Source organism: Pseudomonas vancouverensis, from assembly GCF_004348895.1.
Taxonomy (GTDB): Bacteria; Pseudomonadota; Gammaproteobacteria; order Pseudomonadales; family Pseudomonadaceae; genus Aquipseudomonas; species Aquipseudomonas vancouverensis.
This window is the reverse complement of the sequence record NZ_RRZK01000032.1, coordinates 264,390-287,949: the sequence shown is the minus strand read 5'-3', so window position 1 is coordinate 287,949 and position 23,560 is coordinate 264,390. Positions and strand designations below refer to the sequence as shown.

At 59.5% G+C, this 23,560-nt stretch carries 23 protein-coding genes; 3 read left to right on the top strand and 20 right to left on the bottom strand.

The window, feature by feature from the left end:
* Positions 1-16: 16 nt before the first annotated feature.
* From recX to EIY72_RS25470, 5 genes are all read right to left on the bottom strand, one after another.
* A complete protein-coding gene (gene recX, locus EIY72_RS25490; protein ID WP_093214993.1) occupies positions 17-484 on the bottom strand; it encodes a recombination regulator RecX in 468 nt (155 codons plus the stop codon).
* An 8-nt stretch (positions 485-492) separates the two neighbouring features.
* Entirely contained in the window at positions 493-1,551 is a 1,059-nt protein-coding gene (gene recA / locus EIY72_RS25485) for a recombinase RecA (protein WP_007996915.1), read from the bottom strand.
* An 83-nt stretch (positions 1,552-1,634) separates the two neighbouring features.
* Positions 1,635-2,141: a CinA family protein gene (locus EIY72_RS25480; protein ID WP_371315380.1), complete on the bottom strand. Its 507-nt coding sequence runs from the start codon at positions 2,139-2,141 to the stop codon at positions 1,635-1,637.
* A gap of 128 nt (positions 2,142-2,269) precedes the next feature.
* A complete protein-coding gene (locus tag EIY72_RS25475; RefSeq protein ID WP_093214990.1) occupies positions 2,270-2,617 on the bottom strand; it encodes a phage holin family protein in 348 nt (115 codons plus the stop codon).
* Positions 2,618-2,860: 243 nt separating this feature from the next.
* Positions 2,861-3,604 carry a LexA family transcriptional regulator gene (locus EIY72_RS25470; RefSeq protein WP_093214987.1) on the bottom strand — a complete coding sequence of 248 codons (744 nt, stop codon included), beginning with the start codon at positions 3,602-3,604 and terminating at the stop codon, positions 2,861-2,863.
* A 190-nt stretch (positions 3,605-3,794) separates the two neighbouring features.
* Here EIY72_RS25470 and mutS point away from each other — a divergent pair, with 190 nt between their 5' ends.
* The gene (gene mutS / locus EIY72_RS25465; RefSeq protein WP_093214981.1) at positions 3,795-6,374 is read left to right on the top strand and encodes a DNA mismatch repair protein MutS; all 2,580 of its coding nucleotides are present in this window, start codon (positions 3,795-3,797) and stop codon (positions 6,372-6,374) included.
* A 142-nt stretch (positions 6,375-6,516) separates the two neighbouring features.
* Entirely contained in the window at positions 6,517-6,858 is a 342-nt protein-coding gene (fdxA, locus tag EIY72_RS25460; protein ID WP_093214976.1) for a ferredoxin FdxA, read from the top strand.
* A 475-nt stretch (positions 6,859-7,333) separates the two neighbouring features.
* Here the strand turns inward: fdxA and rpoS are convergent, their stop codons facing one another.
* The 8 genes from rpoS to EIY72_RS25420 all read right to left on the bottom strand — a co-directional run bounded on the left by rpoS (position 7,334) and on the right by EIY72_RS25420 (position 14,556).
* Positions 7,334-8,341 carry an RNA polymerase sigma factor RpoS gene (gene rpoS / locus EIY72_RS25455; protein WP_093214972.1) on the bottom strand — a complete coding sequence of 336 codons (1,008 nt, stop codon included), beginning with the start codon at positions 8,339-8,341 and terminating at the stop codon, positions 7,334-7,336.
* 105 nt (positions 8,342-8,446) lie between these two features.
* Complete coding sequence (locus EIY72_RS25450) at positions 8,447-9,304, bottom strand: peptidoglycan DD-metalloendopeptidase family protein (RefSeq protein ID WP_093214968.1); 858 nt, start codon at positions 9,302-9,304, stop codon at positions 8,447-8,449.
* 211 nt (positions 9,305-9,515) lie between these two features.
* On the bottom strand, positions 9,516-10,151 hold the full coding sequence (locus EIY72_RS25445) for a protein-L-isoaspartate(D-aspartate) O-methyltransferase (RefSeq protein WP_197678848.1): 636 nt from the start codon (positions 10,149-10,151) through the stop codon (positions 9,516-9,518).
* Positions 10,152-10,192: 41 nt separating this feature from the next.
* The gene (gene surE, locus EIY72_RS25440; protein ID WP_093214960.1) at positions 10,193-10,942 is read right to left on the bottom strand and encodes a 5'/3'-nucleotidase SurE; all 750 of its coding nucleotides are present in this window, start codon (positions 10,940-10,942) and stop codon (positions 10,193-10,195) included.
* Positions 10,930-11,988, bottom strand: a complete 1,059-nt coding sequence (gene truD / locus EIY72_RS25435; RefSeq protein WP_093214956.1) for a tRNA pseudouridine(13) synthase TruD — start codon at positions 11,986-11,988, stop codon at positions 10,930-10,932. The genes surE and truD overlap by 13 nt, the downstream gene beginning before the upstream one ends.
* Positions 11,985-12,458: a 2-C-methyl-D-erythritol 2,4-cyclodiphosphate synthase gene (gene ispF / locus EIY72_RS25430; RefSeq protein ID WP_007954821.1), complete on the bottom strand. Its 474-nt coding sequence runs from the start codon at positions 12,456-12,458 to the stop codon at positions 11,985-11,987. Before ispF ends, truD begins: the two co-directional genes overlap by 4 nt.
* Before the next feature lie 43 nt (positions 12,459-12,501).
* Positions 12,502-13,347 (bottom strand): S-formylglutathione hydrolase, encoded by an 846-nt coding sequence (gene fghA, locus EIY72_RS25425; protein WP_093214953.1) that lies wholly within the window; start codon positions 13,345-13,347, stop codon positions 12,502-12,504.
* Positions 13,348-13,443: 96 nt separating this feature from the next.
* The gene (locus EIY72_RS25420) at positions 13,444-14,556 is read right to left on the bottom strand and encodes an S-(hydroxymethyl)glutathione dehydrogenase/class III alcohol dehydrogenase (RefSeq protein ID WP_093214949.1); all 1,113 of its coding nucleotides are present in this window, start codon (positions 14,554-14,556) and stop codon (positions 13,444-13,446) included.
* Between the two features lie 107 nt (positions 14,557-14,663).
* Between EIY72_RS25420 and EIY72_RS25415 the strand changes: the two genes are divergently transcribed.
* Positions 14,664-15,560, top strand: coding sequence for a LysR family transcriptional regulator (locus tag EIY72_RS25415; protein ID WP_093214946.1), 897 nt, complete (start codon positions 14,664-14,666; stop codon positions 15,558-15,560).
* Between the two features lie 162 nt (positions 15,561-15,722).
* Here the strand turns inward: EIY72_RS25415 and ispD are convergent, their stop codons facing one another.
* The 7 genes from ispD to EIY72_RS25380 form a co-directional block, all read right to left on the bottom strand.
* Positions 15,723-16,430, bottom strand: coding sequence for a 2-C-methyl-D-erythritol 4-phosphate cytidylyltransferase (gene ispD, locus EIY72_RS25410; protein WP_093214942.1), 708 nt, complete (start codon positions 16,428-16,430; stop codon positions 15,723-15,725).
* Positions 16,427-16,705 (bottom strand): cell division protein FtsB, encoded by a 279-nt coding sequence (ftsB, locus tag EIY72_RS25405; protein ID WP_093214938.1) that lies wholly within the window; start codon positions 16,703-16,705, stop codon positions 16,427-16,429. Before ftsB ends, ispD begins: the two co-directional genes overlap by 4 nt.
* 169 nt (positions 16,706-16,874) lie before the next feature.
* Positions 16,875-18,164 (bottom strand): phosphopyruvate hydratase, encoded by a 1,290-nt coding sequence (eno, locus tag EIY72_RS25400; RefSeq protein WP_015093774.1) that lies wholly within the window; start codon positions 18,162-18,164, stop codon positions 16,875-16,877.
* A gap of 156 nt (positions 18,165-18,320) precedes the next feature.
* A complete protein-coding gene (kdsA, locus tag EIY72_RS25395) occupies positions 18,321-19,166 on the bottom strand; it encodes a 3-deoxy-8-phosphooctulonate synthase (protein ID WP_093214934.1) in 846 nt (281 codons plus the stop codon).
* 5 nt (positions 19,167-19,171) lie between these two features.
* Complete coding sequence (locus tag EIY72_RS25390; RefSeq protein WP_093214930.1) at positions 19,172-20,803, bottom strand: CTP synthase; 1,632 nt, start codon at positions 20,801-20,803, stop codon at positions 19,172-19,174.
* Between the two features lie 274 nt (positions 20,804-21,077).
* On the bottom strand, positions 21,078-22,406 hold the full coding sequence (tilS, locus tag EIY72_RS25385) for a tRNA lysidine(34) synthetase TilS (RefSeq protein WP_093214925.1): 1,329 nt from the start codon (positions 22,404-22,406) through the stop codon (positions 21,078-21,080).
* 136 nt (positions 22,407-22,542) lie between these two features.
* Entirely contained in the window at positions 22,543-23,490 is a 948-nt protein-coding gene (locus EIY72_RS25380; protein WP_093214922.1) for an acetyl-CoA carboxylase carboxyltransferase subunit alpha, read from the bottom strand.
* Positions 23,491-23,560: the final 70 nt, after the last annotated feature.

Genomic DNA, 23,560 nt, shown 5'->3' with positions numbered 1-23,560 from the left:
TAGCGGGCCGTTTTTTTTAATCGTCCATCCCTCGACCGCTGAACAAGCGATTGATCATCTCCATGGAATACCCTCGATACGCCAGGAACCGGCCTTGCTTGGCGCGTTCACGAATATCGGTGGGCAATTGCCCGGAGAATTTGCGCTGCCAGGTATCCGCCAACTGCTCCTGCCAGTCGATCCCGCTTTCACGCAAGGCAAGTTCGATATCGCCCCGCTGCAAACCACGTTGGCTCAACTCTTCACGAATACGCAAAGGGCCATAGCCGGAACGGGCGCGGTAGGAGACGAAACTTTCGAGGTAGCGGGTTTCGGATAACAGGCCCTCTTCCGTCAAGCGGTCGAGCGCTGTTTCGATCATTTCAGGGGGGGCGCCGCGCTGACGCAGTTTACGCGTCAGCTCGACTCGACCGTGCTCGCGTCGCGCGAGCAGGTCCATTGCGGTTCGCCGCACCGCGACGAGTGTATCGAGTACGGCGGTCATTGGAGCAATCAGATATCAGCGTCAGCCAGGTCGTCTTCGGTCTCTTTGACCGCAGAGGCTTTGGCGTCGGCTACCGACGCTGGCGACAGCAGTTTGTCACGCAGTTGCTTCTCGAGCTTCGCCGCAACTTCCGGGTTGTCTGCCAGGAACTTGGCCGAGTTGGCCTTGCCCTGACCGATCTTGGTGCCTTCATAGGCGTACCAGGCACCGGACTTCTCAACGAAACCGTGCAGAACACCCAGGTCGATCATCTCACCGTTGAGGTAGATGCCCTTGCCGTAAAGGATCTGGAACTCGGCCTGACGGAACGGCGAAGCCACCTTGTTCTTCACAACCTTGACGCGGGTTTCGCTGCCGACGACTTCATCACCTTCTTTCACCGCGCCAGTACGACGGATGTCCAGACGAACCGACGCATAGAACTTCAGCGCGTTACCACCGGTGGTGGTTTCCGGGCTGCCGAACATCACGCCGATCTTCATACGGATCTGGTTGATGAAGATCACCAGGCAGTTGGCGTTCTTGATGTTACCGGTGATTTTACGCAGCGCCTGGGACATCAGACGGGCTTGCAGGCCCACGTGCATGTCACCCATTTCGCCTTCGATTTCAGCCTTTGGCACCAGGGCGGCCACGGAGTCGACGATGATCACGTCGACCGCGTTGGAACGCACCAGCATGTCGGTGATTTCCAGGGCCTGCTCGCCGGTGTCCGGCTGGGACACCAGCAGGTCGTCGACATTGACGCCCAGCTTGCCGGCGTACTCAGGGTCGAGGGCGTGTTCGGCGTCGACGAAAGCACAGGTCGCGCCAGCCTTCTGGGCCTGAGCGATCACGGACAGCGTCAGTGTGGTTTTACCGGAGGATTCAGGACCGTAGATTTCAACGATACGGCCTTTTGGCAGACCGCCGATGCCCAGCGCGATGTCCAGACCCAGAGAGCCCGTCGAGATGGCCGGGATCGCCTGACGGTCCTGATCGCCCATACGCATTACGGCACCCTTGCCGAATTGACGTTCGATCTGACCCAGGGCCGCAGCCAAGGCTTTCTTCTTGTTGTCGTCCATTAAAGTCCTCACGTAATCAATAAGGCCTGACGGCCAACACCTGTATAAGTAGACAGTATTATTCCACAGCGATTCCGGATCGCCTACCCCTGATTTGAGATTTCTGCCGCGGCATAGCGCAGCAGCCCCTCTAGCGCGGCCTTCACCGTTTGTCGGCGGACCTCATCGCGGTTACCGGGGAAGTGCTGGCGCTCGCTGAACACCTGATCGCCGACGCCCCAGGCCAGCCAAACGGTACCCACCGGTTTACCCGGCGTACCGCCATCGGGCCCGGCAATACCGCTGACTGCCACGGAGAAATACGCACGGTTTTTCTCCTGGGCGCCCCTGACCATCGCCTCGACCACCTCGCGACTGACCGCACCCACCGAGGTGAACAATTCGACCGGAACATTCAGTTGCAGGTTTTTCTGGCGGTTGGAATAGGTGACATAACCCGCCTCGAACCAGGCCGAACTCCCGGGAATACGGGTGATGGCCTCGGCGATACCGCCACCGGTACAGGACTCGGCAGTGGTGACATGGGCATTGAGAAGCTGCAGGCGTCTACCAAGTTCAGCGGCAAGCTGGGTGATATCGTTCACGGTCATCTCCTGATCGGGCGGAATGGGTTAACCGTACACGAGCAGGTGCCACTTGCAAGTGACAGCCTCGATCAGGATGTGAGTGCGCAAGTGCTCTGACATGGGCCTGACAGGCCCATCACCGGACGGGCTCATTATGGGTCAGGATGAGAATCCCGCGATGGCACCTCACAAATCCCTATCCGTTTCGCAGCCCAGCGCTCATAGAGCCCGATGGCCACATCCGCTCCGGCCATTGCCGTGAGGCAGCCCAGAGCCCCGGCGACCCAGATCGACAGGCCGGCGGCATACAACAGCATGATTGCCGAGAACCCGCAGACCACACTGGCGCCAGAGCGCAGAAGCAGGCGCCGCAGCAGCGACCATCCGCGAGCGCCGTCCTTGTCCGCACGCCACATTTCACCGGACACCCCGCCCAGCAAGGCGAGGACGATAACGAACCAGGCCGGGATGTCCAGCAACGCTTGTTGCCCATCTGTCATGTCACGCCTCCTGCGGTACTGGATGAATAGCGGGTATCCGGTTCAACGCAATTCAGTGGGGGGAGGAGCTCAATAGCTCTGTCTTCGAGTTGTCCCGTCGAGCGGATAAAGGCAGATTATGCATCTATGCATATTTTATCAATGCAAAAATGCATTAAATACTTTGCTCATCTTGTATCGAGACAGGGTTTGGCGACCGAAAAAAACCCGCTCAAAGGCGGGTTTTATCGGAACGGGGGAGGATTAGCGCGCGTACATGCCCCACCAGAAGACGTGACCGAGGATGACAATCTGCTCTTCCTGCATACCCTGGAAACTGTAATCCTCATCGGGATGCTCATCACGATTGAAGCTGCGCAGGCGAATACCGGTCGGCAGGCGATAGAGTTGCTTCACCCGCAATTGACCGTTGTGATTGATCGCATAAAGGTCGCCGTCGATGATGTCGCCAATCGCGCATTTGCCAGCATTGACGCCGACCGTGGCGCCGTCGCGTAGCACCGGCAACATGCTGTTGCCGCGCACCGTCACGCATTTGGCCTGGTCGAACTGCACGCCGTTATGGCGCAGGCTGCGCTTGCCGAAGCGCAGGCTGGCGCGCTCGCTCTCTTCGATGACGAATCTTCCTGATCCTGCGGCCAATTCAACCTCGCGAAGAAAGGGCACTGACACCTCGTCGTCATCGACGGGGGTGTCGTCGTCCCACAGACTTATGTCCTTGAGTTCCGAATGCACAGGCGCACGCCCGGCACCGGCGGCAGGCGCGATATCCGCGCGGCCACGCAACTGGTCGGTGCTCACGGAAAAGTAGTCGGCGATCTTCGAGATGTGTTTATCCGAAGGATCGACGATCTTCCCCGCGAGAATGCGCGAGAGTGTGGATTGCGGCACGCCGGTACGACGGTGAAGCTCCGTGGGGGAGATCCCGTGCTGATCGAGCAGTGCTCTTAAGACGGTAGATACGTTGCGTTTTTGCATAACGTGCATAGTGCTGGTTCTTTTCGCGGAAAACAAATGCTGATTCGCATAAACAGCGCATAAACCAGAAGAACGGGACCACATGGCGTTCCTGCCTGCGTGGCACAGACCGCCCGTGTTAATCTTGCGCCCATTGCGGCAACCCCGGGCCATGTCCCCTCTTTTGCCTCACACTTTTTGACGAGTTCTCCGATCCCCGATGAATAAAGCCCTCTCCGACCTGTCCTCCCACACGCCGATGATGCAGCAGTACTGGCGTCTGAAAAACCAGCACCCTGATCAGTTGATGTTCTACCGCATGGGTGACTTCTACGAGATCTTCTATGAGGACGCGAAGAAGGCCGCCAAGCTGCTGGACATTACCCTGACCGCTCGCGGGCAGTCGGCCGGCCAGGCAATTCCGATGTGTGGCATTCCTTACCACGCTGCCGAAGGTTACCTGGCAAAACTGGTGAAGCTTGGCGAGTCGGTGGTGATCTGTGAGCAGGTTGGCGATCCGGCCACCAGTAAAGGCCCGGTGGAACGTCAGGTGGTTCGGATCATCACGCCGGGGACGGTGAGTGATGAGGCCTTGCTGGATGAGCGTCGCGACAACCTGATCGCGGCCGTGCTGGGTGACGAGCGCCTGTTCGGCCTGGCGGTGCTGGACATCACCAGCGGTAATTTCAGCGTGCTGGAAATCAAGGGCTGGGAAAACCTGCTGGCAGAGCTGGAGCGGGTCAATCCGGTTGAACTGTTGATTCCTGACGATTGGCCCAAGGACCTGCCGGCAGAAAAGCGTCGCGGTGTGCGTCGCCGCGCACCATGGGATTTCGAACGCGATTCGGCGCTGAAAAGCCTGTGCCAGCAGTTCTCGACCCAGGACCTCAAGGGTTTCGGCTGCGAGAACCTGACGCTGGCCATCGGTGCCGCCGGTTGCCTGCTGGCCTACGCCAAGGAAACCCAGCGCACCGCCCTGCCCCACTTGCGCAGCCTGCGTCACGAGCGCCTGGACGACACCGTGGTGCTCGACGGCGCCAGTCGTCGCAACCTGGAACTGGATACCAACCTGGCCGGCGGGCGCGACAACACCCTGCAATCGGTGGTCGACCGTTGCCAGACCGCCATGGGCAGCCGCCTGCTGACCCGCTGGCTGAACCGTCCATTGCGCGATCTCACCGTATTGCTGGCACGCCAGACCTCGATTACTTGCCTGCTCGATCGCTACCGCTTCGAAAAGCTGCAGCCGCAGCTCAAGGAGATTGGCGACATCGAGCGGATCCTGGCGCGTATCGGCCTGCGTAACGCCCGCCCCCGCGACCTTGCCCGTTTGCGCGACGCCCTTGGCGCACTGCCTGAGCTGCAAGCGGCCATGACCGAGCTCGAAGCGCCGCACCTTCAGCAACTGGCCACCACCACCAGCACCTACCCAGAACTGGCGGCACTGCTGGAAAAAGCCATCATCGACAACCCGCCAGCGGTGATCCGTGATGGCGGCGTATTGAAGACCGGTTATGACAGCGAACTCGACGAGCTGCAATCGCTGAGCGAGAACGCCGGGCAATTCCTCATCGACCTCGAGGCACGGGAAAAGGCCCGTACCGGTCTGTCGCACTTGAAGGTCGGTTACAACCGCATCCACGGCTATTTCATCGAGCTACCGAGCAAGCAGGCAGAATCGGCGCCTGCGGACTATATCCGCCGGCAAACCCTCAAGGGCGCCGAGCGCTTCATCACGCCGGAGCTCAAGGCCTTCGAAGACAAGGCGCTGTCGGCGAAGAGCCGCGCCCTGGCTCGGGAGAAGATGCTCTACGAAGCGCTGCTCGAAGACCTGATCGCCCAGTTGCCACCGTTGCAGGACACTGCCGGAGCCCTGGCCGAACTCGACGTACTGAGCAACCTGGCCGAACGTGCATTGAACCTCGACCTGAATTGCCCGAGCTTCGTCAGCGAGCCATGCATGCGCATCAGCCAGGGGCGTCACCCGGTGGTCGAACAGGTACTGACCACGCCGTTCGTGGCCAACGACCTGAATCTGGACGACAACACCCGCATGCTGGTGATTACCGGTCCGAACATGGGCGGTAAATCCACCTACATGCGCCAGACCGCGTTGATTGTCCTGCTGGCGCACATCGGCAGCTTTGTGCCGGCCGCCAGTTGCGAACTGTCGCTGGTCGACCGGATCTTCACCCGGATCGGTTCCAGCGATGACCTGGCCGGCGGCCGCTCGACCTTCATGGTGGAAATGAGCGAAACCGCGAACATCCTGCACAACGCCACCGAGCGCAGCCTGGTGCTGATGGACGAAGTCGGTCGCGGCACCAGTACCTTCGACGGCCTGTCCCTGGCCTGGGCGGCGGCCGAACGACTGGCGCATTTGCGTGCCTACACCCTGTTCGCCACCCACTATTTCGAACTGACCGTGTTGCCGGAGGCCCAACCGCTGGTGGCCAACGTGCACCTCAATGCCACCGAGCACAACGAACGCATCGTGTTCCTGCACCACGTGCTGCCGGGTCCGGCCAGCCAGAGTTACGGCCTGGCGGTTGCGCAGCTGGCCGGGGTGCCGAGCGAAGTCATCGTGCGTGCCCGGGAGCATTTGAGCCGTCTGGAAGACACCGCGCTGCCCCATGAGGCACCGAAGCCTGCCAAAGGCAAACCGGCGGCGCCGCAACAAAGCGACATGTTCGCCAGCCTGCCCCATCCAGTACTGGATGAGCTGGCCAAACTGGATCTGGACGACATGACACCTCGTCGTGCACTCGAAATGCTCTATACACTAAAGACACGGATCTAACGCGGCGGCTTGCAAGCTGTTAGAATCTCGCGCGGTTTGGGATGCTGCCGGCTTTTAGCCTGACCGGCAGACTATCGCTCCCGAACCATGCGACCCCCACGTGAAGGGGCGCAGCAAGCCGCGCCTGAGGAGAAAATTAGAAATGACCTTCGTCGTCACCGACAACTGCATCAAGTGCAAGTACACCGACTGCGTAGAAGTCTGTCCGGTGGACTGCTTTTACGAAGGCCCGAATTTCCTGGTGATTCACCCGGATGAGTGCATCGACTGCGCACTGTGCGAACCTGAATGCCCGGCTGTGGCCATCTTCTCCGAAGATGAAATCCCGGCTGGCATGGAAAACTTCATTCAGTTGAACGTAGAGCTGGCGGAAATCTGGCCGAACATCACTGAACGCAAGGATCCATTGCCTAACGCAGAAGAGTTCGATCGCGAGAAAGGCGCTGCTGTGGGCAGCAGCAAGCTGGAACACCTGGAACGCTGATCACCCCCGCGCTCCCGAAAAAGGCCCCAAAAGGGCCTTTTTGCTTTTCTGCAGGCAAAAAAAAGGGGCGGTGTGACCCGCCCACATTTTTTCCCTATTCCCTGTGTTCCTTTTCATCGTCCTGATGAATCGCATCCCGCGATATCCCTTTCCTTCATCCTTGAAGGCTGTGTCTGTCCGTCGACACACCCTGGATACTAGAGGGTTCTACGGCAGGTTCAATCGCTCACTCGTGCGATGGCGATGGGGTTAAAGACTGAAAAGAACAAAAAATAATCTTATGAATCATCAAGATAGAACAACCAGGTGATTTACATAGCCGACTGCCGGGGTGTAAAAATTCCGAACACTTACGCAAGAGTAAGCCAAGGCTTACAACGCGAGACTGAAAAACGAGAACACTGCCAGCGATTTCTCAGGCCATAAAAAAACCCCGAACCAGTCGGGGTTTTTCTTTGGCTTTTGCGAGAATCACTTATTGAAACAGCGACTCGCTCGACAGGCCATTCTTCTCAAGGATTTCACGCAACCGCTTCAAGCCTTCCACCTGGATCTGCCTGACGCGTTCCCGGGTCAGGCCAATTTCCAGGCCTACATCTTCCAGTGTGCTGCTCTCATGACCGCGCAGGCCGAAGCGGCGTATCACCACCTCACGTTGCTTGTCGGTCAGTTCCGAGAGCCATTGATCGATGCTTTGCGACAGGTCATCGTCCTGAAGCAGCTCGCAGGGATCGGTTGGACGATCATCAGTGAGGGTGTCGAGCAGGGTCTTGTCAGAGTCCGGACCCAGCGAGACGTCGACCGAAGAAACCCGCTCGTTCAGGCCCAGCATGCGCTTGACCTCTCCCACCGGTTTTTCCAGCAGGTTGGCGATCTCTTCGGGTGAGGGTTCATGGTCGAGTTTTTGCGTCAGCTCCCGTGCGGCCCGCAGGTACACGTTCAGCTCCTTGACCACATGGATCGGCAACCGGATGGTCCGGGTCTGATTCATGATGGCGCGTTCGATGGTCTGACGGATCCACCAGGTCGCGTAGGTCGAAAAGCGAAAGCCGCGCTCCGGATCGAACTTCTCCACGGCCCGGATCAGCCCGAGGTTGCCCTCTTCGATCAGGTCGAGCAGCGACAAGCCACGATTGACGTAGCGCCGGGCGATCTTGACGACCAGCCGCAGGTTACTTTCAATCATGCGTTTGCGCCCGGCCGGATCTCCACTTTGCGACAGGCGCGCAAAATGAACTTCTTCTTCGGGTGACAGGAGGGGAGAAAAGCCGATTTCATTGAGATACAGCTGCGTGGCATCTAGCGCCCGCGTGTAATCAATGTATTTGTGTTGCTTCAACGAAGCGGAGTGTTTGGATTTGGCACGAACGGAAGGTGGAGCCGCCCCTTCATCATTCGACATCGAATCCGAATCGATGCCGGTCTCCATCAGGAGAACCTCATCGTCGATGTCAAACTCCGGCACTTCTTTACTGAGAGCCATTGTTATAGTCCTTTGGTGAGTTCGACCTCAAGCTCAAGCGGCGCCTTTATCCTTGGCAACGCTGGAGCCTGTCCCCTCTACGTGACGGAACAGGCTGGTAAGCGATCAACGACGCGGCAGGAATTGCAGCGGATCCACAGGTTTACCTTGTCGGCGAATCTCAAAATGCAGTTTCACCCGGTCTGTACCCGTTGACCCCATTTCGGCAATTGTCTGTCCGACCTTGACCTGCTGCCCCTCCCGAACCAACAGCCTGCGGTTGTGACCGTAGGCACTGACGTAGGTTTCGCTGTGTTTGATGATGACTAATTCGCCGTAGCCCCTTAAGCCACTCCCGGCGTAAACCACCGTCCCATCAGACGCAGCTAAAACAGGCTGTCCCAAATCTCCGGCGATATCAATTCCTTTATTCAAACTACCGTTTGAAGAGAATTTTCCAATGAGAATGCCATTAGATGGCCATCCCCAGCCCGTCGGGGCCGGGCCCGGAGGCGGTAAAGGCGCCGGCGCAGGCTTGTTGGCGACGGACGGTGCAACCGCAGTTGTACCGGAATTTGTGCCGTTGACCGGACGACGGATCACCGTGGTTTTACTGGAAGACGAAGGCGAGGAACTGGACGAACTGACCACTGAACTCGACGTTGAATCACCCCGCCCGTCAAAGCGAATCGTCTGACCCGGACGGATGGTGTAAGGCTCGGAAATGTTGTTGCGCGCCGCCAGGGCCTTGTAGTCCCAGCCGTAGCGAAAGGCGATGGAAAACAGCGTGTCCTTGGGCCGAACGACGTATTGCCCGGTTGTCACCGCTTGGCGCTGAGGTGCGGCATTGTTGCGATCGACCACACGTACATCGCTGGATTTATTACTGGAGCAACCGACCAGCAAGGTGCTCAAGACAAGGCCAGTCACCAGGCGCTGAAAGCTCGTTGTACTCATACGCTGCGCAATGACTGTGAGACTCACCCGCCGCTCCCTTTGTGGTGGCTGAAAATGTGAAATGCCGAATCACGGCGTGAAATGTCGCAAGTATAACGGGCGATGCCGGCTTTACCCTGAACGAAGCAAAATGGCTGAGCGCACACGTTTGCCTCCTGATAAAACATCCCGTTTAAAACTTCGACGCCGCTGTAAGACAGAGGCAATCGACGAGAATTCAGCACGTTGAAACAAATGCTCAGGCCAGTGGCCCATTGAGCAAAGGCACGAAGCGTACTGCCCCCAGAACACGCCTGGAAAAACCCTGTTCCTCGCGAATGATCAGCATCAATTGCTGAACTTCGCCGGAGCCCACCGGAATCACCAATCGCCCCCCAGGTGCCAATTGATCCAGCAAGGCCTGAGGTACGTCAGTCGCCACCGCGGTCACGATGATGCCGTTGTACGGCGCCAGTGCCGGCCAGCCCTCCCAGCCGTCGCCCCAGCGAAATACCACGTTGCGCAGGTTCAGTTCGACCAGGCGCTCCTTGGCCCGATCCTGCAGGACCTTGATGCGCTCGACCGAGAACACCCGCTCGACCAGTTGCGACAGGATCGCGGTCTGGTAACCGGAACCGGTGCCGATCTCCATCACCTTGTCCAGCGGGCCGGCCTCCAGCAGCAGTTCGCTCATGCGAGCGACCATGTACGGCTGGGAAATGGTCTGGTTGTTGCCGATCGGCAGCGCCGTGTCTTCGTAGGCACGATGGGCCAATGCCTCATCCACGAACAGGTGGCGCGGCGTGCTGCGAATGGCTTCCAGCACCCGCGTGTTGGAAATGCCTTCTTCGTACAAGCGCTGGATGAGACGTTCACGAGTCCGCTGGGAGGTCATGCCGATGCCGCGACGCAGCATGTCGTCTTGTTCACGCCGCATCAGCGCAAGCCCTCCAGCCAGCCATCAAGACTTCTGAAGGCATCGTTGAAGGTGCGGTCCAGTTGCAGCGGCGTGATCGAAACATAACCCTGCATCACCGCGTGGAAATCGGTACCCGGGCCACCGTCTTCGGCATCCCCCGCCGCCGCGATCCAGTAGCCGGAGCGTCCGCGCGGATCGACCACCTTGACCGGCGCCGCCGCGCGGGCACGATGGCCAAGTCGGGTCAACTGAATCCCGCGGATACGCTCCAGGGGCAAGTTTGGAATGTTCACGTTCAGCACCGTACGGGGCGGAAGATCCAGCTCGCCATGGGCCTCGACCAGTTTGCGCGCGAAGTAGGCCGCTGTAGGAAGATGCTCGACCTGACGTGAGACCAAGGAAAAGGCGAACGAAGGACAGGCCAGGAAACGCCCTTCGAGGGCCGCCGCCACGGTACCGGAATACAACACGTCGTCCCCCAGGTTGGCGCCCAGGTTGATGCCGGACACCACCATGTCGACGTCCCGTTCCAGCAGGCCGTTAAGGCCCAGGTGCACGCAGTCGGTCGGTGTGCCATTGACGCTGATAAAGCCATTGGCCAGGGTGTGCGGGTGCAACGGACGGTCGAGCGTCAGCGAGCTGCTGGCGCCGCTTTTGTCCTGGTCCGGGGCGATAACCACGCATTCGGTGTAATCCGCCAGCGCAGCATGAAGCGCGGCGAGACCGGGTGCGGTTACCCCATCGTCGTTTGAAATCAGAATACGCATGGGCTGTCCGTCTGCCCCACCGGCACCAGATCGACAAGCTCGCGCACCAATACAGTGGCGAAGCATCCGGCCGGCAGGACGAATTCCAATTGCAGAATGTCAGGATCGGGATAATGCCACGTCAACCCGCCAATGGGCAGCCGCAGGATGCGGCGTTCGTGGCTCATACCGGCATTGATCAACCAGTCACGCAGATCCGCCTCGCGTGCAGCGATGGCCTGCTCCAGTTCATGGACAACCCCCGAGGCCGGCGAGTCACCTTCGCCCCACTGCGGGCCGGTCGGGTGCAGGTCGAGGATCGCCAGGCGCGGATCGCTGCATTCGGCTTCGCCCGCCGGGAAAAAGCTGCGACTGTCGGTGAACGCCAGCAAATCCCCAACTTGTGCGCGTTGCCAGCTGCCGTCGGTGACACGCGCCGCCAACACTTGGTTGAAGAGAAAACTGCGCGCTGTAGACAGCAACCGGGAACGCACGTTGCGCTGTTCCGGGAGTGCCTTGCGCGCAGCCCAGGTGCGCGCATCGACGACGTTGCCGCCGTCGAAACCAAAGCGCTGGGCACCAAAGTAATTGGGAATGCCTTGTTGGGCGATCAACTGCAGACGCGCTTCGATCGCGGGTTTATCGCCGGCAAACTGCGTTAAACGCAAAGTGAAACCGTTGGCCGAATGGGCACCCCGTTGCAGCTTGCGCTTGTGGCGGGCGGTCTTGAGGATTTTCAACGTGTCGTTTTCCGCCGCCGACAAATCAGGATCGGCCTTGCCCGGCAACTGCACGCTGAACCATTGGCGTGTCAGCGCCTGACGATCCTTGAGCCCCGCGTAACTGACGGTACGCAGTGACACACCGGCCGCCTTGGCAATCCGCCGCGCCGCTTCTTCGGTGTTCAGGCCGCGTTTCTCCACCCAGATCCACAGGTGTTCGCCGTCGCCGGTCAGGGGAATGTCGAGGACTTCGTCGACCTGAAAATCTTCAGCCGTGGCTTTCAGCACCGCTGTGCCGAGGGCTTCACCGTAGGCGCGCGGGCCGAGCAGTTGCAGTTCGTTCATGCGCGCAACAACAAGGCAACGGAATGCACGGCAATACCTTCTTCGCGTCCGACAAAGCCAAGCTTTTCGGTGGTGGTGGCTTTCACGTTCACTTGATCCAACTCAACTTGAAGATCCGCGGCAATCAGCGCGCGCATCGATTCGATATGCGGGGCCATTTTCGGCGCCTGGGCAACGATGGTGTTATCGACGTTGCCGACTTTCCAGCCTTTGGCGTGGATCAGCGAGACGACATGACGCAGCAGCACACGACTGTCAGCGCCTTTGAATTGCGGGTCGGTGTCCGGAAAATGCTTGCCGATATCGCCCAGCGCGGCGGCGCCGAGCAAGGCATCGCTCAAGGCGTGCAGCAGGACGTCGCCGTCGGAGTGCGCGAGCAGACCGAAGCCGTGCGCAATACGCACGCCGCCCAGAGTGATGAAATCGCCTTCAGCGAAACGGTGCACATCATAGCCGTGGCCAATACGCATAAAAAAACGCCCCGAATTTTGTCAGGGCGTGATTCTACCTGCATTAGCTACCCAGAGCATGTGCGTGATGCCGCAAGTGCTCATCGATAAAACTGGCGATGAAGAAATAGCTGTGGTCATAGCCCGGTTGCAGGCGCAAGGTCAGCGGGTGAGCGGCGAGCTTGGCGGCCTGCTGCAGCGCTTCAGGCTTGAGCTGAGTGGCGAGGAAATCATCCCGGTCACCCTGATCGACCAGCAGTGGCAGCTTTTCGTCCGCCTCGGCGATCAGGGCACAGGCATCCCACTCCCGCCATTTCGAACGGTCCTCGCCGAGGTAACGGGAGAAGGCCTTCTGGCCCCACGGGCAATCCATCGGGTTGTTGATCGGCGAAAAGGCCGACACCGACAGGTAACGCCCCGGATTGCGCAATGCGCAGACCAGCGCGCCATGACCGCCCATGGAGTGGCCACTGATGCCGCGTTTATCCGAAGCCGGGAAATGGGCTTCGACCAATGCCGGCAATTCCTGCACGACATAGTCATGCATCCGATAGTGGCGGGACCAGGGTTCCTGCGTGGCGTTGAGGTAAAAGCCGGCGCCAAGGCCGAAGTCCCACGCCCCGTCCGGATCGCCGGGCACATCGGGACCGCGCGGACTGGTGTCCGGCGCAACAATGATCAGCCCCAACTCGGCGGCCATGCGCATGGCGCCGGCCTTCTGCATGAAGTTCTCATCGGTGCAGGTCAGACCGGACAGCCAGTACAGCACCGGCAGCTTGCCGCCCTGCTCCGCCTGTGGCGGCAGGTACACGGCGAATACCATGTCGCAGCCGAGCACTTCCGAGCGATGGCGATAACGTTTGTGCCAGCCGCCGAAGCTTTTCTGGCAGGAAATATTTTCCAAAGTCATTGGAGGCCTCCCAGCTTCAAGTGACAAGCCTCAAGCTGCAAGAGAAGCGCGACGCGAACGCTCTTGCAGCTTGTGGATTGCAGCTTGCCGCTGCTCTTAGAAATGAATGACCGAACGGATGCTCTTGCCTTCATGCATCAGGTCAAACGCCTTGTTGATATCCTCCAGCCCCATGGTGTGGGTGATGAAGGTATCCAGAGGGATTTCGCCGGTTTCGGCCATTTCCACGTAGCTTGGCAGCTCGGTACGACCACGCACGCCACCGAAGGCCGAACCGCGCCAGACGCGACCGGTAACGAGTTGGAACGGACGGGTCGCGATTTCCTGACCGGCACCGGCCACGCCGATGATCACCGACTCGCCCCAGCCCTTGTGGCAGCACTCCAGCGCGGCGCGCATCAGTTGCACATTGCCGATGCACTCGAAGGAAAAGTCGACGCCACCGTCAGTCATATCGACGATGACTTCCTGGATCGGACGGTCGAAGTCTTTCGGGTTTACACAATCGGTTGCGCCCAGTTGCTTGGCGATCTCGAACTTGGCCGGATTGATGTCGATGGCGATGATCCGCGCAGCCTTGGCTTTGACCGCGCCGATAACGGCCGACAAACCGATGCCGCCGAGGCCGAAGATGGCCACGGTGTCACCAGGTTTCACCTTGGCGGTATTGAGCACCGCACCGATGCCGGTGGTGACGCCACAGCCGAGCAGGCAGACTTTTTCCAGAGGGGCTTCCTTGGCGATCTTCGCCACGGAAATTTCCGGCAATACGGTGTACTCGGAAAAGGTCGAAGTCCCCATATAGTGGAAAATTTCTTTGCCGTTGTAGGAAAAGCGAGTGGTGCCGTCGGGCATCAGGCCTTTGCCCTGGGTCGCCCGGATGGCCTGGCAGAGGTTGGTTTTGCCGGACAGGCAGAATTTGCACTGGCGGCATTCCGGGGTGTACAGCGGAATCACGTGATCACCGACGGCCACGGAGGTCACGCCCGCACCAATGGCTTCAACAATCGCTCCGCCTTCGTGGCCGAGGATCGACGGGAAAATCCCCTCCGGATCAGCACCCGACAGGGTATAGGCATCGGTATGGCAGACACCCGAGGCCACCACGCGCAGCAACACTTCACCCGCCTTGGGCATGGCGACATCGACTTCAACGATTTCCAGCGGCTTTTTGGCCTCGAAAGCAACGGCGGCGCGCGACTTGATCATGATGACTCTCCAGTGAATAAAAACGTGACGGTCAGTGTATTACAGCGCCAGAAAGGGAATAATCCAGGCAAAAGCAAAACATTATTGCCACACAGGGATAATCTTCAATGTCCGAAAACCGCTGGGAAGGAATTGACGAGTTTGTCGCGGTCGCCGAATGCAACCAGTTCACCGCAGCGGCGGAACGCCTGGGGGTTTCTTCTTCACACATCAGTCGACAGATCGCCCGACTTGAAGAGCGCCTGCAAACCCGTCTGCTCTATCGCAGCACGCGGCGTGTAGCGCTGACCGAGGCGGGCCAGACCTTCCTGCAGCACTGCCAGCGCCTGCAGGACGGTCGTGAAGAAGCCTTGCGCGCGGTGGGTGATCTGGCCAGTGAACCTAAAGGCATGCTGCGCATGACCTGCGCGGTGGCCTACGGTGAGCGATTCATCGTGCCCTTGGTGACGCGGTTCATGGGCCTGTATCCACAACTGCGGATCGACATTGAACTGACCAATCGCCAACTCGACCTGGTGCATGAGGGCCTTGACCTGGCGATCCGCCTGGGTCGCCTGCAGGATTCGCGGCTGGTGGCCACCCGCCTGGCCCCACGACGCATGTACCTGTGCGCGTCACCTTCCTACCTGGAGCGTTATGGTCGGCCACACAGCCTGTCGGAACTGAACCGCCACAACTGCCTGATCGGCAGCTCCGATCTGTGGCAACTGCAACAGAACGGGCGGGAATTTTCCCAGCGGGTCCAAGGAAACTGGCGCTGCAACAGTGGGCAAGCGGTGCTGGACGCGGCGCTACAGGGCGTCGGGTTGTGCCAGTTGCCGGATTATTACGTGCTGGAACATCTGCGCAGCGGTGCACTGATTTCACTGCTTGAAGCGCATCAACCACCCAATACGGCGGTTTGGGCGTTGTATCCACAGCAGCGGCACCTGTCGCCCAAGGTGCGCAAATTGGTGGATTACTTGAAGGAAGGGTTGGCCGAGCGGCCGGAATATCGGAGTTAGATTGAGCGTGGCAATGCCGCTAAAAGTAGGCTGACTGGACTATCGCCATCGCGAGCAAGCTCGCTCCCACAGTATCCGGTGCAGATTACAAATCTTGTGAACGCCATTGAACCCTGTGGGAGCGAGCTTGCTCGCGATCGGGGCAACCCGGATTCATGTCAATCAGCGACGATTAGACCAACGCTGCCGCAACCACTCCAGATCTTCCGGACGGGTCACCTTGAGGTTATCCGATCGCCCCTCAATCAAGCGCGGCGCCAGACCGGCCCACTCCATGGCTGACGCCTCATCGGTCACCAGTGCATCGGCGACCAGACTGTCCGCCAATGCCCGATGCAAGGCACCGAGGCGGAACATCTGCGGTGTGTAGGCCTGCCAGATCACGCTGCGATCAACGGTTTCAACAACTCGGCCGTGTTTATCAACTCGCTTGAGTGTGTCCCGCGCTGGGATTGCCAGCAGCCCGCCGACGGGATCATCCGCCAGCTCCGCGAGCAACTTGTCCAGATCGTCACGACTCAGATTCGGCCGTGCGGCATCGTGAACCAACACCCAATCCTCATCATCGGCACCTTGCGCATGCAAATGCAGCAGCGCATTGAGCACCGAACCGGAACGCTCGCTGCCACCCTCGACCCGCGCTATACGCGAATCATCGGCACAGGCCAGGTTCGGCCAATAAGGATCATCAACGGCAAGACTGACCACCAGCCCCTTGAGGCACGGGTGATCGAGGAAACAGCCAAGGCTGTGTTCGAGAATAGTGCGCCCGCCCAGTTGCAAGTACTGCTTGGGACGGTCCGCGGCCATACGGGCACCGACGCCCGCGGCAGGAATTACGGCCCAGAAGGCCGGCAAGTTCGAATTCATTGGGCCAACTGGTAAAGGGTTTCACCGTCCTTGACCATGCCCAACTCATGGCGAGCCCGTTCTTCAACGGTTTCCATGCCTTTTTTCAGTTCGCTGACTTCGGCGTCCATCACCCGGTTGCGCTCCAGCAGTGCCTCGTTCTCGGCATGCTGATCGGCAATTTGCTGAGTCAACTCGGCCACTTGCGCGAGGCTGCCATTACCCACCCACAGGCGGTACTGCAAGCCAGCCAGCAGCAGGAGCAAGATGAGGAACAACCAATTGGGACTGCGCATCGAATATCGGGTATCCAGTGAAAAAAGACAGCCATGCCAAAACGTGAAGCTTTTATAGCACGAAGCCTGGCTGAACCAGGCTTGTGCTTGTAAGGCATCAGATTAGTGGCAAAAACGTCGCTGTAGCGATTTTTCCGACACAATCCGCTGACTTTTTACCATTTAGCAATCAGCCGCGGAACTCGCCACGACCGTTGTACTTGGCCTTGCCGTTCAACTGCTCTTCGATACGCAGCAGTTGGTTGTACTTGGAAACGCGGTCGGAACGGCACAGGGAGCCGGTCTTGATCTGGCCAGCCGAGGTGCCCACGGCCAGGTCGGCAATGGTCGAATCTTCGGTTTCGCCGGAGCGGTGCGAGATCACGGCGGTGTAACCGGCGGCCTTGGCCATCTGGATGGCTTCCAGGGTTTCGGTCAGGGTGCCGATCTGGTTGAACTTGATCAGGATCGAGTTGGCGATCTTCTTGTCGATGCCTTCTTTCAGGATCTTGGTGTTGGTCACGAACAGGTCGTCGCCTACCAGTTGGGTCTTCTCGCCAATCTTGTCGGTGAGGATCTTCCAGCCAGCCCAGTCGGACTCGTCCAGGCCATCTTCGATGGAGATGATCGGGTAACGCTCGGTCAGGCCTTTGAGGTAGTCAGCAAAGCCTTCAGCGGTGAACACCTGGCCTTCGCCGGACAGGTTGTACTTGCCGTCTTCGTAGAATTCGCTGGCCGCGCAGTCCAGAGCCAGGGTCACGTCGGTGCCCAGCTTGTAACCAGCGTTGGCCACGGCTTCGGAAATCACTTTCAGCGCGTCTTCGTTGGACGCCAGGTTCGGTGCGAAACCACCTTCGTCACCGACGGCAGTGCTCAGGCCACGGGCCTTCAGCACGGCTTTGAGGTGATGGAAAATCTCGGTGCCCATGCGCAGGCCTTCCGAGAAAGACTTGGCGCCAACCGGCTGCACCATGAATTCCTGGATGTCGACGTTGTTATCGGCGTGCTCACCACCGTTGATGATGTTCATCATCGGCACCGGCATAGAGTAGACACCCGGGGTGCCGTTCAGGTTGGCAATGTGCGCGTACAGAGGCAGGTCCTGGTCTTGAGCTGCTGCCTTGGCCGCGGCCAGGGAAACGGCGAGGATGGCGTTAGCGCCCAGGGAACCTTTGTTTTCGGTACCGTCGAGCTTGATCATCGCCAGGTCGAGCGCTTTCTGATCGCTTGGGTCCATGCCTTTCAGCAGGTCCTTGATCGGACCGTTGATGTTGGCTACGGCCTTCAGAACACCCTTGCCCAGGTAACGGCTCTTGTCGCCATCACGCAGCTCGAGCGCTTCACGCGAGCCAGTGGAAGCACCGGACGGCGCGCAGGCGCTGCCGATGATGCCGTTGTCGAGAAGCACGTCCGCTTCCACGGTGGGATTGCCACGGGAGTCGAGAACTTCACGACCTTTGATGTCGACGATTTTAGCCATTGTTGTAAACACTCCAAAGTTGACGAAAACGACGCAGCTGTAGGAAATCTTGAGTCGTCGGCAAGCGAGGTGCAGCAGGCAGTCTTGCAGACGACAAGGCTCAGGCCCGAGGGCCTGAGCGTTAAATCGTGCGGTACTTTACCGGAGAATTGAGGATTACGCGGTTTCTACCGTCGGAAAACTCTTCACCAGTTCGTCCAGGGCTTTGAGCTGGGCCAGGAATGGCTCCAGTTTGTCCAGACGCAAGGCGCAAGGGCCGTCGCATTTGGCGTTGTCCGGGTCCGGGTGGGCTTCCAGGAACAGGCCGGCCAGCGACTGGCTCATCCCGGCTTTCGCCAGATCGAGAACCTGAGCGCGGCGACCACCGGCCGAATCAGCGCGACCGCCAGGCATTTGCAGCGCGTGGGTCACGTCGAAGAATACCGGGTATTCGAACTGCTTCATGATGCCGAAGCCGAGCATGTCCACCACCAGGTTGTTGTAGCCGAAACTCGAACCACGCTCGCAGAGGATCAATTGATCGTTACCCGCTTCCACGCACTTGTTCAGGATGTGTTTCATTTCCTGAGGCGCGAGGAACTGGGCTTTCTTGATGTTGATCACGGCACCGGTCCTGGCCATCGCGACCACGAGATCGGTCTGGCGCGACAGGAAGGCCGGCAACTGGATGATGTCGCAGACCTCAGCGACGACCGCGGCCTGGTCAGGCTCGTGGACGTCGGTGATGATCGGCACGCCGAAGGCTTGCTTGATGTCCTGGAAGATGCGCATGCCCTCTTCCAGGCCAGGACCACGATAGGAGGTCACAGAAGACCGGTTGGCCTTGTCGAAACTGGCCTTGAACACGTAAGGGATACCGAGTTTTTCGGTGACCTTCACATACTCTTCGCAAACCTGCATGGCCATGTCGCGGCTTTCCAGCACGTTCATGCCGCCGAACAGCACCATGGGTTTGTCGTTGGCAATCTCGATGTCGCCGACGCGGATGATCTTCTGTGCCATCGGGGTTACGCCTTCTTCTGGTGTTGAGCCAACGCTGCCTTGACGAAACCGCTGAACAGCGGGTGGCCGTCGCGTGGCGTCGAGGTGAACTCTGGGTGGAACTGGCAAGCGACGAACCATGGGTGATCCGGAGCTTCAACCACTTCAACCAGTGCGCCGTCGCCGGAACGACCGGAGATTTTCAGACCGGCCTCCATGATTTGCGGCAGCAGGTTGTTGTTCACTTCGTAGCGGTGACGGTGTCGCTCGACAATCACGTCCTTGCCGTAGCAACCGTGAACCAGCGAACCCGGCTCCAGCAGGCAGTCCTGCGCGCCGAGGCGCATGGTACCGCCCAGGTCGGACGCTTCGGTACGGGTTTCGACAGCACCGGTGGCGTCTTCCCACTCGGTGATCAGGCCCACGACCGGGTGACCGCTGGCGCGATCGAACTCGGTGGAGTTGGCGTCTTTCCAGCCCATCACGTTACGGGCGAACTCGATGACTGCCACTTGCATGCCCAGGCAGATACCCAGGTACGGCACCTTGTTTTCGCGAGCGTACTGAACGGCAGTGATCTTGCCTTCCACACCACGCAGACCGAAGCCGCCGGGTACCAGGATGGCGTCAACGCCTTCGAGCAGCGCGGTGCCCTGGTTCTCGATGTCTTCGGAATCGATGTAGCGCAGGTTGACCTTGGTACGGTTGCTGATGCCGGCGTGACTCATCGCTTCGATCAGCGATTTGTAGGCGTCCAGCAGCTCCATGTACTTGCCGACCATGGCGATGGTGACTTCGTGCTCAGGGTTGAGCTTGGCGTCCACCACGGCTTCCCACTCGGACAAATCAGCACCGCCGCATTGCAGGCCAAAACGCTCGACGACGAAATCGTCCAGACCCTGGGAGTGCAGGATGCCCGGGATCTTGTAGATGGTGTCGGCGTCTTCCAGGCCAATCACCGCACGCTCTTCAACGTTGGTGAACTGGGCGATCTTGCGACGCGACGAAATGTCGATCGGGTGATCGGAGCGGCACACCAGTACGTCTGGCTGCAGGCCGATGGAACGCAGTTCCTTGACCGAGTGCTGGGTTGGCTTGGTCTTGGTTTCGCCGGCCGTGGCGATGTACGGCACCAGAGTCAGGTGCATCAGCATCGCGCGCTTGGCGCCGACTTCGAAACGCAGTTGACGGATGGCCTCGAGGAACGGTTGCGACTCGATGTCACCCACGGTGCCACCGATTTCGACCATCGCCACGTCAGCGTCACCGGCACCTTTGATGATGCGGCGCTTGATTTCGTCGGTGATGTGCGGAATCACCTGGATGGTTGCACCCAGGTAGTCACCACGGCGCTCTTTGCGCAGCACGTGCTCGTAGACACGGCCGGTGGTGAAGTTGTTGTTCTGGGTCATGGTCGTGCGGATGAACCGCTCGTAGTGGCCCAGGTCCAGGTCGGTCTCGGCGCCGTCGTGGGTGACGAACACTTCACCGTGCTGGAACGGGCTCATGGTGCCCGGGTCGACGTTGATGTACGGGTCCAGCTTCAGCATGGTGACCTTAAGTCCCCGCGCCTCCAGGATGGCCGCCAATGATGCCGATGCAATGCCTTTCCCCAATGAAGAAACAACACCGCCCGTGACGAATATGTAGCGCGTCATGAAAAACCCTAGAAGTCTGCGTTAAAGCGGTCCGAGCCGCCGGGGAAAGCGAAGGAAGGCCGAAGCCCCCGATCACCTGCATTAATCACAGTGCACCTTTCAAAAAAACCGCCGCGTTGGGACAGACCGGCAGGTGAAACACCGGTACGTTGCTCGCTACACATTTTTTGGAATCGCCCAGCAAAGACTGCTTGGTAATCGGCAACTCCTGCAATTCAGGCGAATCCACAGAAGTTGTATCAAGAAGGGAGCGTAGTCTACCGGAAAGCCCCTTTCATCTCAAACCTTGATCCGCGATCGGTGGTTGCCAATGCAAACGCCAGCCTTCACTGGCACAGCCATCGAGCCCTGCCAGGTTCGCCACTGCCAGCAATTGCCCGTCTCTGAACAGCAGCGGCAATCTGCCGCGCACGAAGGACGGTACACCGCTTTCATTGAGCAATCGTTTCAAGTCGCGATGACCACGGCCCGGCAACATCATGACCTCTCCCCCTTCACGATAGCGGATCTGTAACGGGCCATAGGGGATTTGCCCGCTCAGCGTCAGCACGCCATTGCCCGGCAGTTTCAGCGCAGAAGCCGGGTCCGGCCAAGTGCCGGCCGCAGAAAAAGGCCGCAGCCATTGGCCAGACAACCACCAGATTCGACCGCCTGCCCGGCGCAGTTCGCCATCGGCCAGTCGCCACACCGGGCTTGCATCACCGACGGCATGGCGCAGGCTCTCCCAGCCCGACCAATGGTCAGTGTCCGGCAGACGGGTCAGGGGTTCGAGCCAGTGACTCAGTGCATTGCGCTGACGAGCGCAGGACAAGCTTGTCAGTGGCGCCATTGCCAATGAGGGCAGGCCAAGCCAGTGGAACTCGCCGGGCTTGTCAGCTGACGCCAGATCAATCTGCGCCAGCTCATCGAGCAGCCCCTGCGCCTCACGCAAATGTGCCGCGCTGCGAGCCATGCTCGCCTGTGCCTGCGGCCAGCGCTCGGTCAACCGGGGCAGCACCTGATGGCGCAGGTAGTTACGGGAGAATTGCCGATCCTGATTTGAGGGGTCCTCGATCCAGTTCAACTGATGCGCCCGGGCGTAGGCTTCAAGCTCGGCACGGGTGACGTCCAGCAATGGTCGCACCAGCATGCCCTGCCCCAAAGGCCGCTGTGCCGGCATCGCCGAAAGCCCGCGAACGCCGGCACCGCGCACCAGGCGAAACAAGAGTGTTTCCGCCTGGTCATCGCGGTGCTGCCCGGTCAGCAGCACGCCATCGGCCTGGGTTAGCGAGGCGAACGCCGCATATCGTGCCTCCCGCGCCGCCCGCTCAAGACTGGCACCGGGCTGCACCGTGACTCGAACGACCTGCAAGGGAACGCCCAGCGCATCGCAAACCGCCTGACAATGCTGCGGCCACGCATCGGCGGCGGACTGGAGGCCATGGTGAACGTGGATGGCACTCAGCGCTGGCAGGGATTCGGTTTTTGCGAGATGTGCAAGGAGATGCAGCAGGACAGTAGAGTCGAGACCGCCAGAGAAAGCGATACCCCAGGCCGGAGCATTGCGCCACGGCTGCAGATTCAGCAAAAGCCTGGAAGGCAGATCAATCACGGGCCGATCCATTTCTTTCCCTTTGCACAAATCAAATGTGGGAGCGAGCTTGCTCGCGACAGCGGATTAACATTCAACTCATTCGTCGACTGTAATACCGCCTTCGCGAGCAAGCTCGCTCCCACATGGGTACAGCGTCTTGCTCAGATCAGAGACCGTAGCTCATCAGTCGATCATAACGACGCTTCAACAGTGCTTCGTTATCGAACTTGTTGAGCATGGCCAGTTGCGAGCTCAGTTCGGCACGGATCGAGGCTGCCGCAGCAGCTGGATCGCGGTGTGCGCCGCCCAGAGGTTCGCCGATCACCTTGTCGACGATGCCCAGACCTTTCAGACGCTCAGCAGTGATGCCCATGGCTTCTGCTGCGTCAGGTGCTTTCTCGGCGGTTTTCCACAGAATCGACGCGCAGCCTTCCGGCGAAATCACCGCGTAGGTGGAATACTGCAGCATGTTCAACTGATCGCACACACCAATCGCTAACGCACCACCGGAACCACCCTCACCGATCACGGTGGCGATGATTGGCGTTTTCAGGCGCGACATCACACGCAGGTTCCAGGCGATGGCTTCGCTCTGGTTGCGCTCTTCGGCGTCGATACCCGGATAGGCGCCCGGGGTGTCGATGAAGGTCAGGATCGGCATCTTGAAGCGCTCGGCCATCTCCATCAGGCGGCAGGCCTTGCGGTAGCCTTCCGGACGCGGCATGCCGAAGTTGCGGCGAACTTTCTCGCGCACTTCACGGCCTTTCTGATGGCCGATGACCATCACCGGTTTGTCTTCCAGACGGGCGATACCACCAACAATGGCGGCGTCGTCAGAGAAGTGGCGGTCACCGTGCAGTTCGTCGAACTCGGTGAAGATGTGTTCGATGTAGTCCAGGGTGTAAGGACGTTTCGGGTGACGTGCCAGACGAGCGATCTGCCAGCTGGTCAGCTTGCCGAAAATGTCTTCGGTCAGCGTCTTGCTCTTGTCCTGCAGGCGGGAAATCTCATCGCCGATATTCAGCGAATTGTCATTACCGACCAAGCGCAACTCTTCGATCTTGGCTTGCAGGTCGGCGATCGGCTGTTCGAAATCTAGAAAATTCGGGTTCATAGGCGTCCGTCTTGGGTCGAGTCCCAAGTGATCTTGGGCCGGCCGGTTGTCTATTCGCGCCCTACCTTAA

What these genes read in the sequence shown, in the direction of transcription:
- fdxA (WP_093214976.1), top strand. Translation starts at nt 6,517, where the DNA reads ATGACCTTCGTCGTCACCGACAACTGCATCAAGTGCAAGTACACCGAC.
- truD (WP_093214956.1), bottom strand. Translation starts at nt 11,988, where the DNA reads ATGAACGAACTGCAACTGCTCGGCCCGCGCGCCTACGGTGAAGCCCTC.
- EIY72_RS25480 (WP_371315380.1), bottom strand. Translation starts at nt 2,141, where the DNA reads ATGACCGTGAACGATATCACCCAGCTTGCCGCTGAACTTGGTAGACGC.
- kdsA (WP_093214934.1), bottom strand. Translation starts at nt 19,166, where the DNA reads ATGGCACAGAAGATCATCCGCGTCGGCGACATCGAGATTGCCAACGAC.
- EIY72_RS25390 (WP_093214930.1), bottom strand. Translation starts at nt 20,803, where the DNA reads ATGACGCGCTACATATTCGTCACGGGCGGTGTTGTTTCTTCATTGGGG.
- EIY72_RS25380 (WP_093214922.1), bottom strand. Translation starts at nt 23,490, where the DNA reads ATGAACCCGAATTTTCTAGATTTCGAACAGCCGATCGCCGACCTGCAA.
- ftsB (WP_093214938.1), bottom strand. Translation starts at nt 16,705, where the DNA reads ATGCGCAGTCCCAATTGGTTGTTCCTCATCTTGCTCCTGCTGCTGGCT.
- mutS (WP_093214981.1), top strand. Translation starts at nt 3,795, where the DNA reads ATGAATAAAGCCCTCTCCGACCTGTCCTCCCACACGCCGATGATGCAG.
- surE (WP_093214960.1), bottom strand. Translation starts at nt 10,942, where the DNA reads ATGCGTATTCTGATTTCAAACGACGATGGGGTAACCGCACCCGGTCTC.
- ispD (WP_093214942.1), bottom strand. Translation starts at nt 16,430, where the DNA reads ATGAATTCGAACTTGCCGGCCTTCTGGGCCGTAATTCCTGCCGCGGGC.
- ispF (WP_007954821.1), bottom strand. Translation starts at nt 12,458, where the DNA reads ATGCGTATTGGCCACGGCTATGATGTGCACCGTTTCGCTGAAGGCGAT.
- EIY72_RS25415 (WP_093214946.1), top strand. Translation starts at nt 14,664, where the DNA reads ATGTCCGAAAACCGCTGGGAAGGAATTGACGAGTTTGTCGCGGTCGCC.
- recX (WP_093214993.1), bottom strand. Translation starts at nt 484, where the DNA reads ATGACCGCCGTACTCGATACACTCGTCGCGGTGCGGCGAACCGCAATG.
- EIY72_RS25445 (WP_197678848.1), bottom strand. Translation starts at nt 10,151, where the DNA reads ATGACCTCCCAGCGGACTCGTGAACGTCTCATCCAGCGCTTGTACGAA.
- tilS (WP_093214925.1), bottom strand. Translation starts at nt 22,406, where the DNA reads ATGGATCGGCCCGTGATTGATCTGCCTTCCAGGCTTTTGCTGAATCTG.
- rpoS (WP_093214972.1), bottom strand. Translation starts at nt 8,341, where the DNA reads ATGGCTCTCAGTAAAGAAGTGCCGGAGTTTGACATCGACGATGAGGTT.
- EIY72_RS25420 (WP_093214949.1), bottom strand. Translation starts at nt 14,556, where the DNA reads ATGATCAAGTCGCGCGCCGCCGTTGCTTTCGAGGCCAAAAAGCCGCTG.
- EIY72_RS25470 (WP_093214987.1), bottom strand. Translation starts at nt 3,604, where the DNA reads ATGCACGTTATGCAAAAACGCAACGTATCTACCGTCTTAAGAGCACTG.
- eno (WP_015093774.1), bottom strand. Translation starts at nt 18,164, where the DNA reads ATGGCTAAAATCGTCGACATCAAAGGTCGTGAAGTTCTCGACTCCCGT.
- EIY72_RS25475 (WP_093214990.1), bottom strand. Translation starts at nt 2,617, where the DNA reads ATGACAGATGGGCAACAAGCGTTGCTGGACATCCCGGCCTGGTTCGTT.
- fghA (WP_093214953.1), bottom strand. Translation starts at nt 13,347, where the DNA reads ATGACTTTGGAAAATATTTCCTGCCAGAAAAGCTTCGGCGGCTGGCAC.
- recA (WP_007996915.1), bottom strand. Translation starts at nt 1,551, where the DNA reads ATGGACGACAACAAGAAGAAAGCCTTGGCTGCGGCCCTGGGTCAGATC.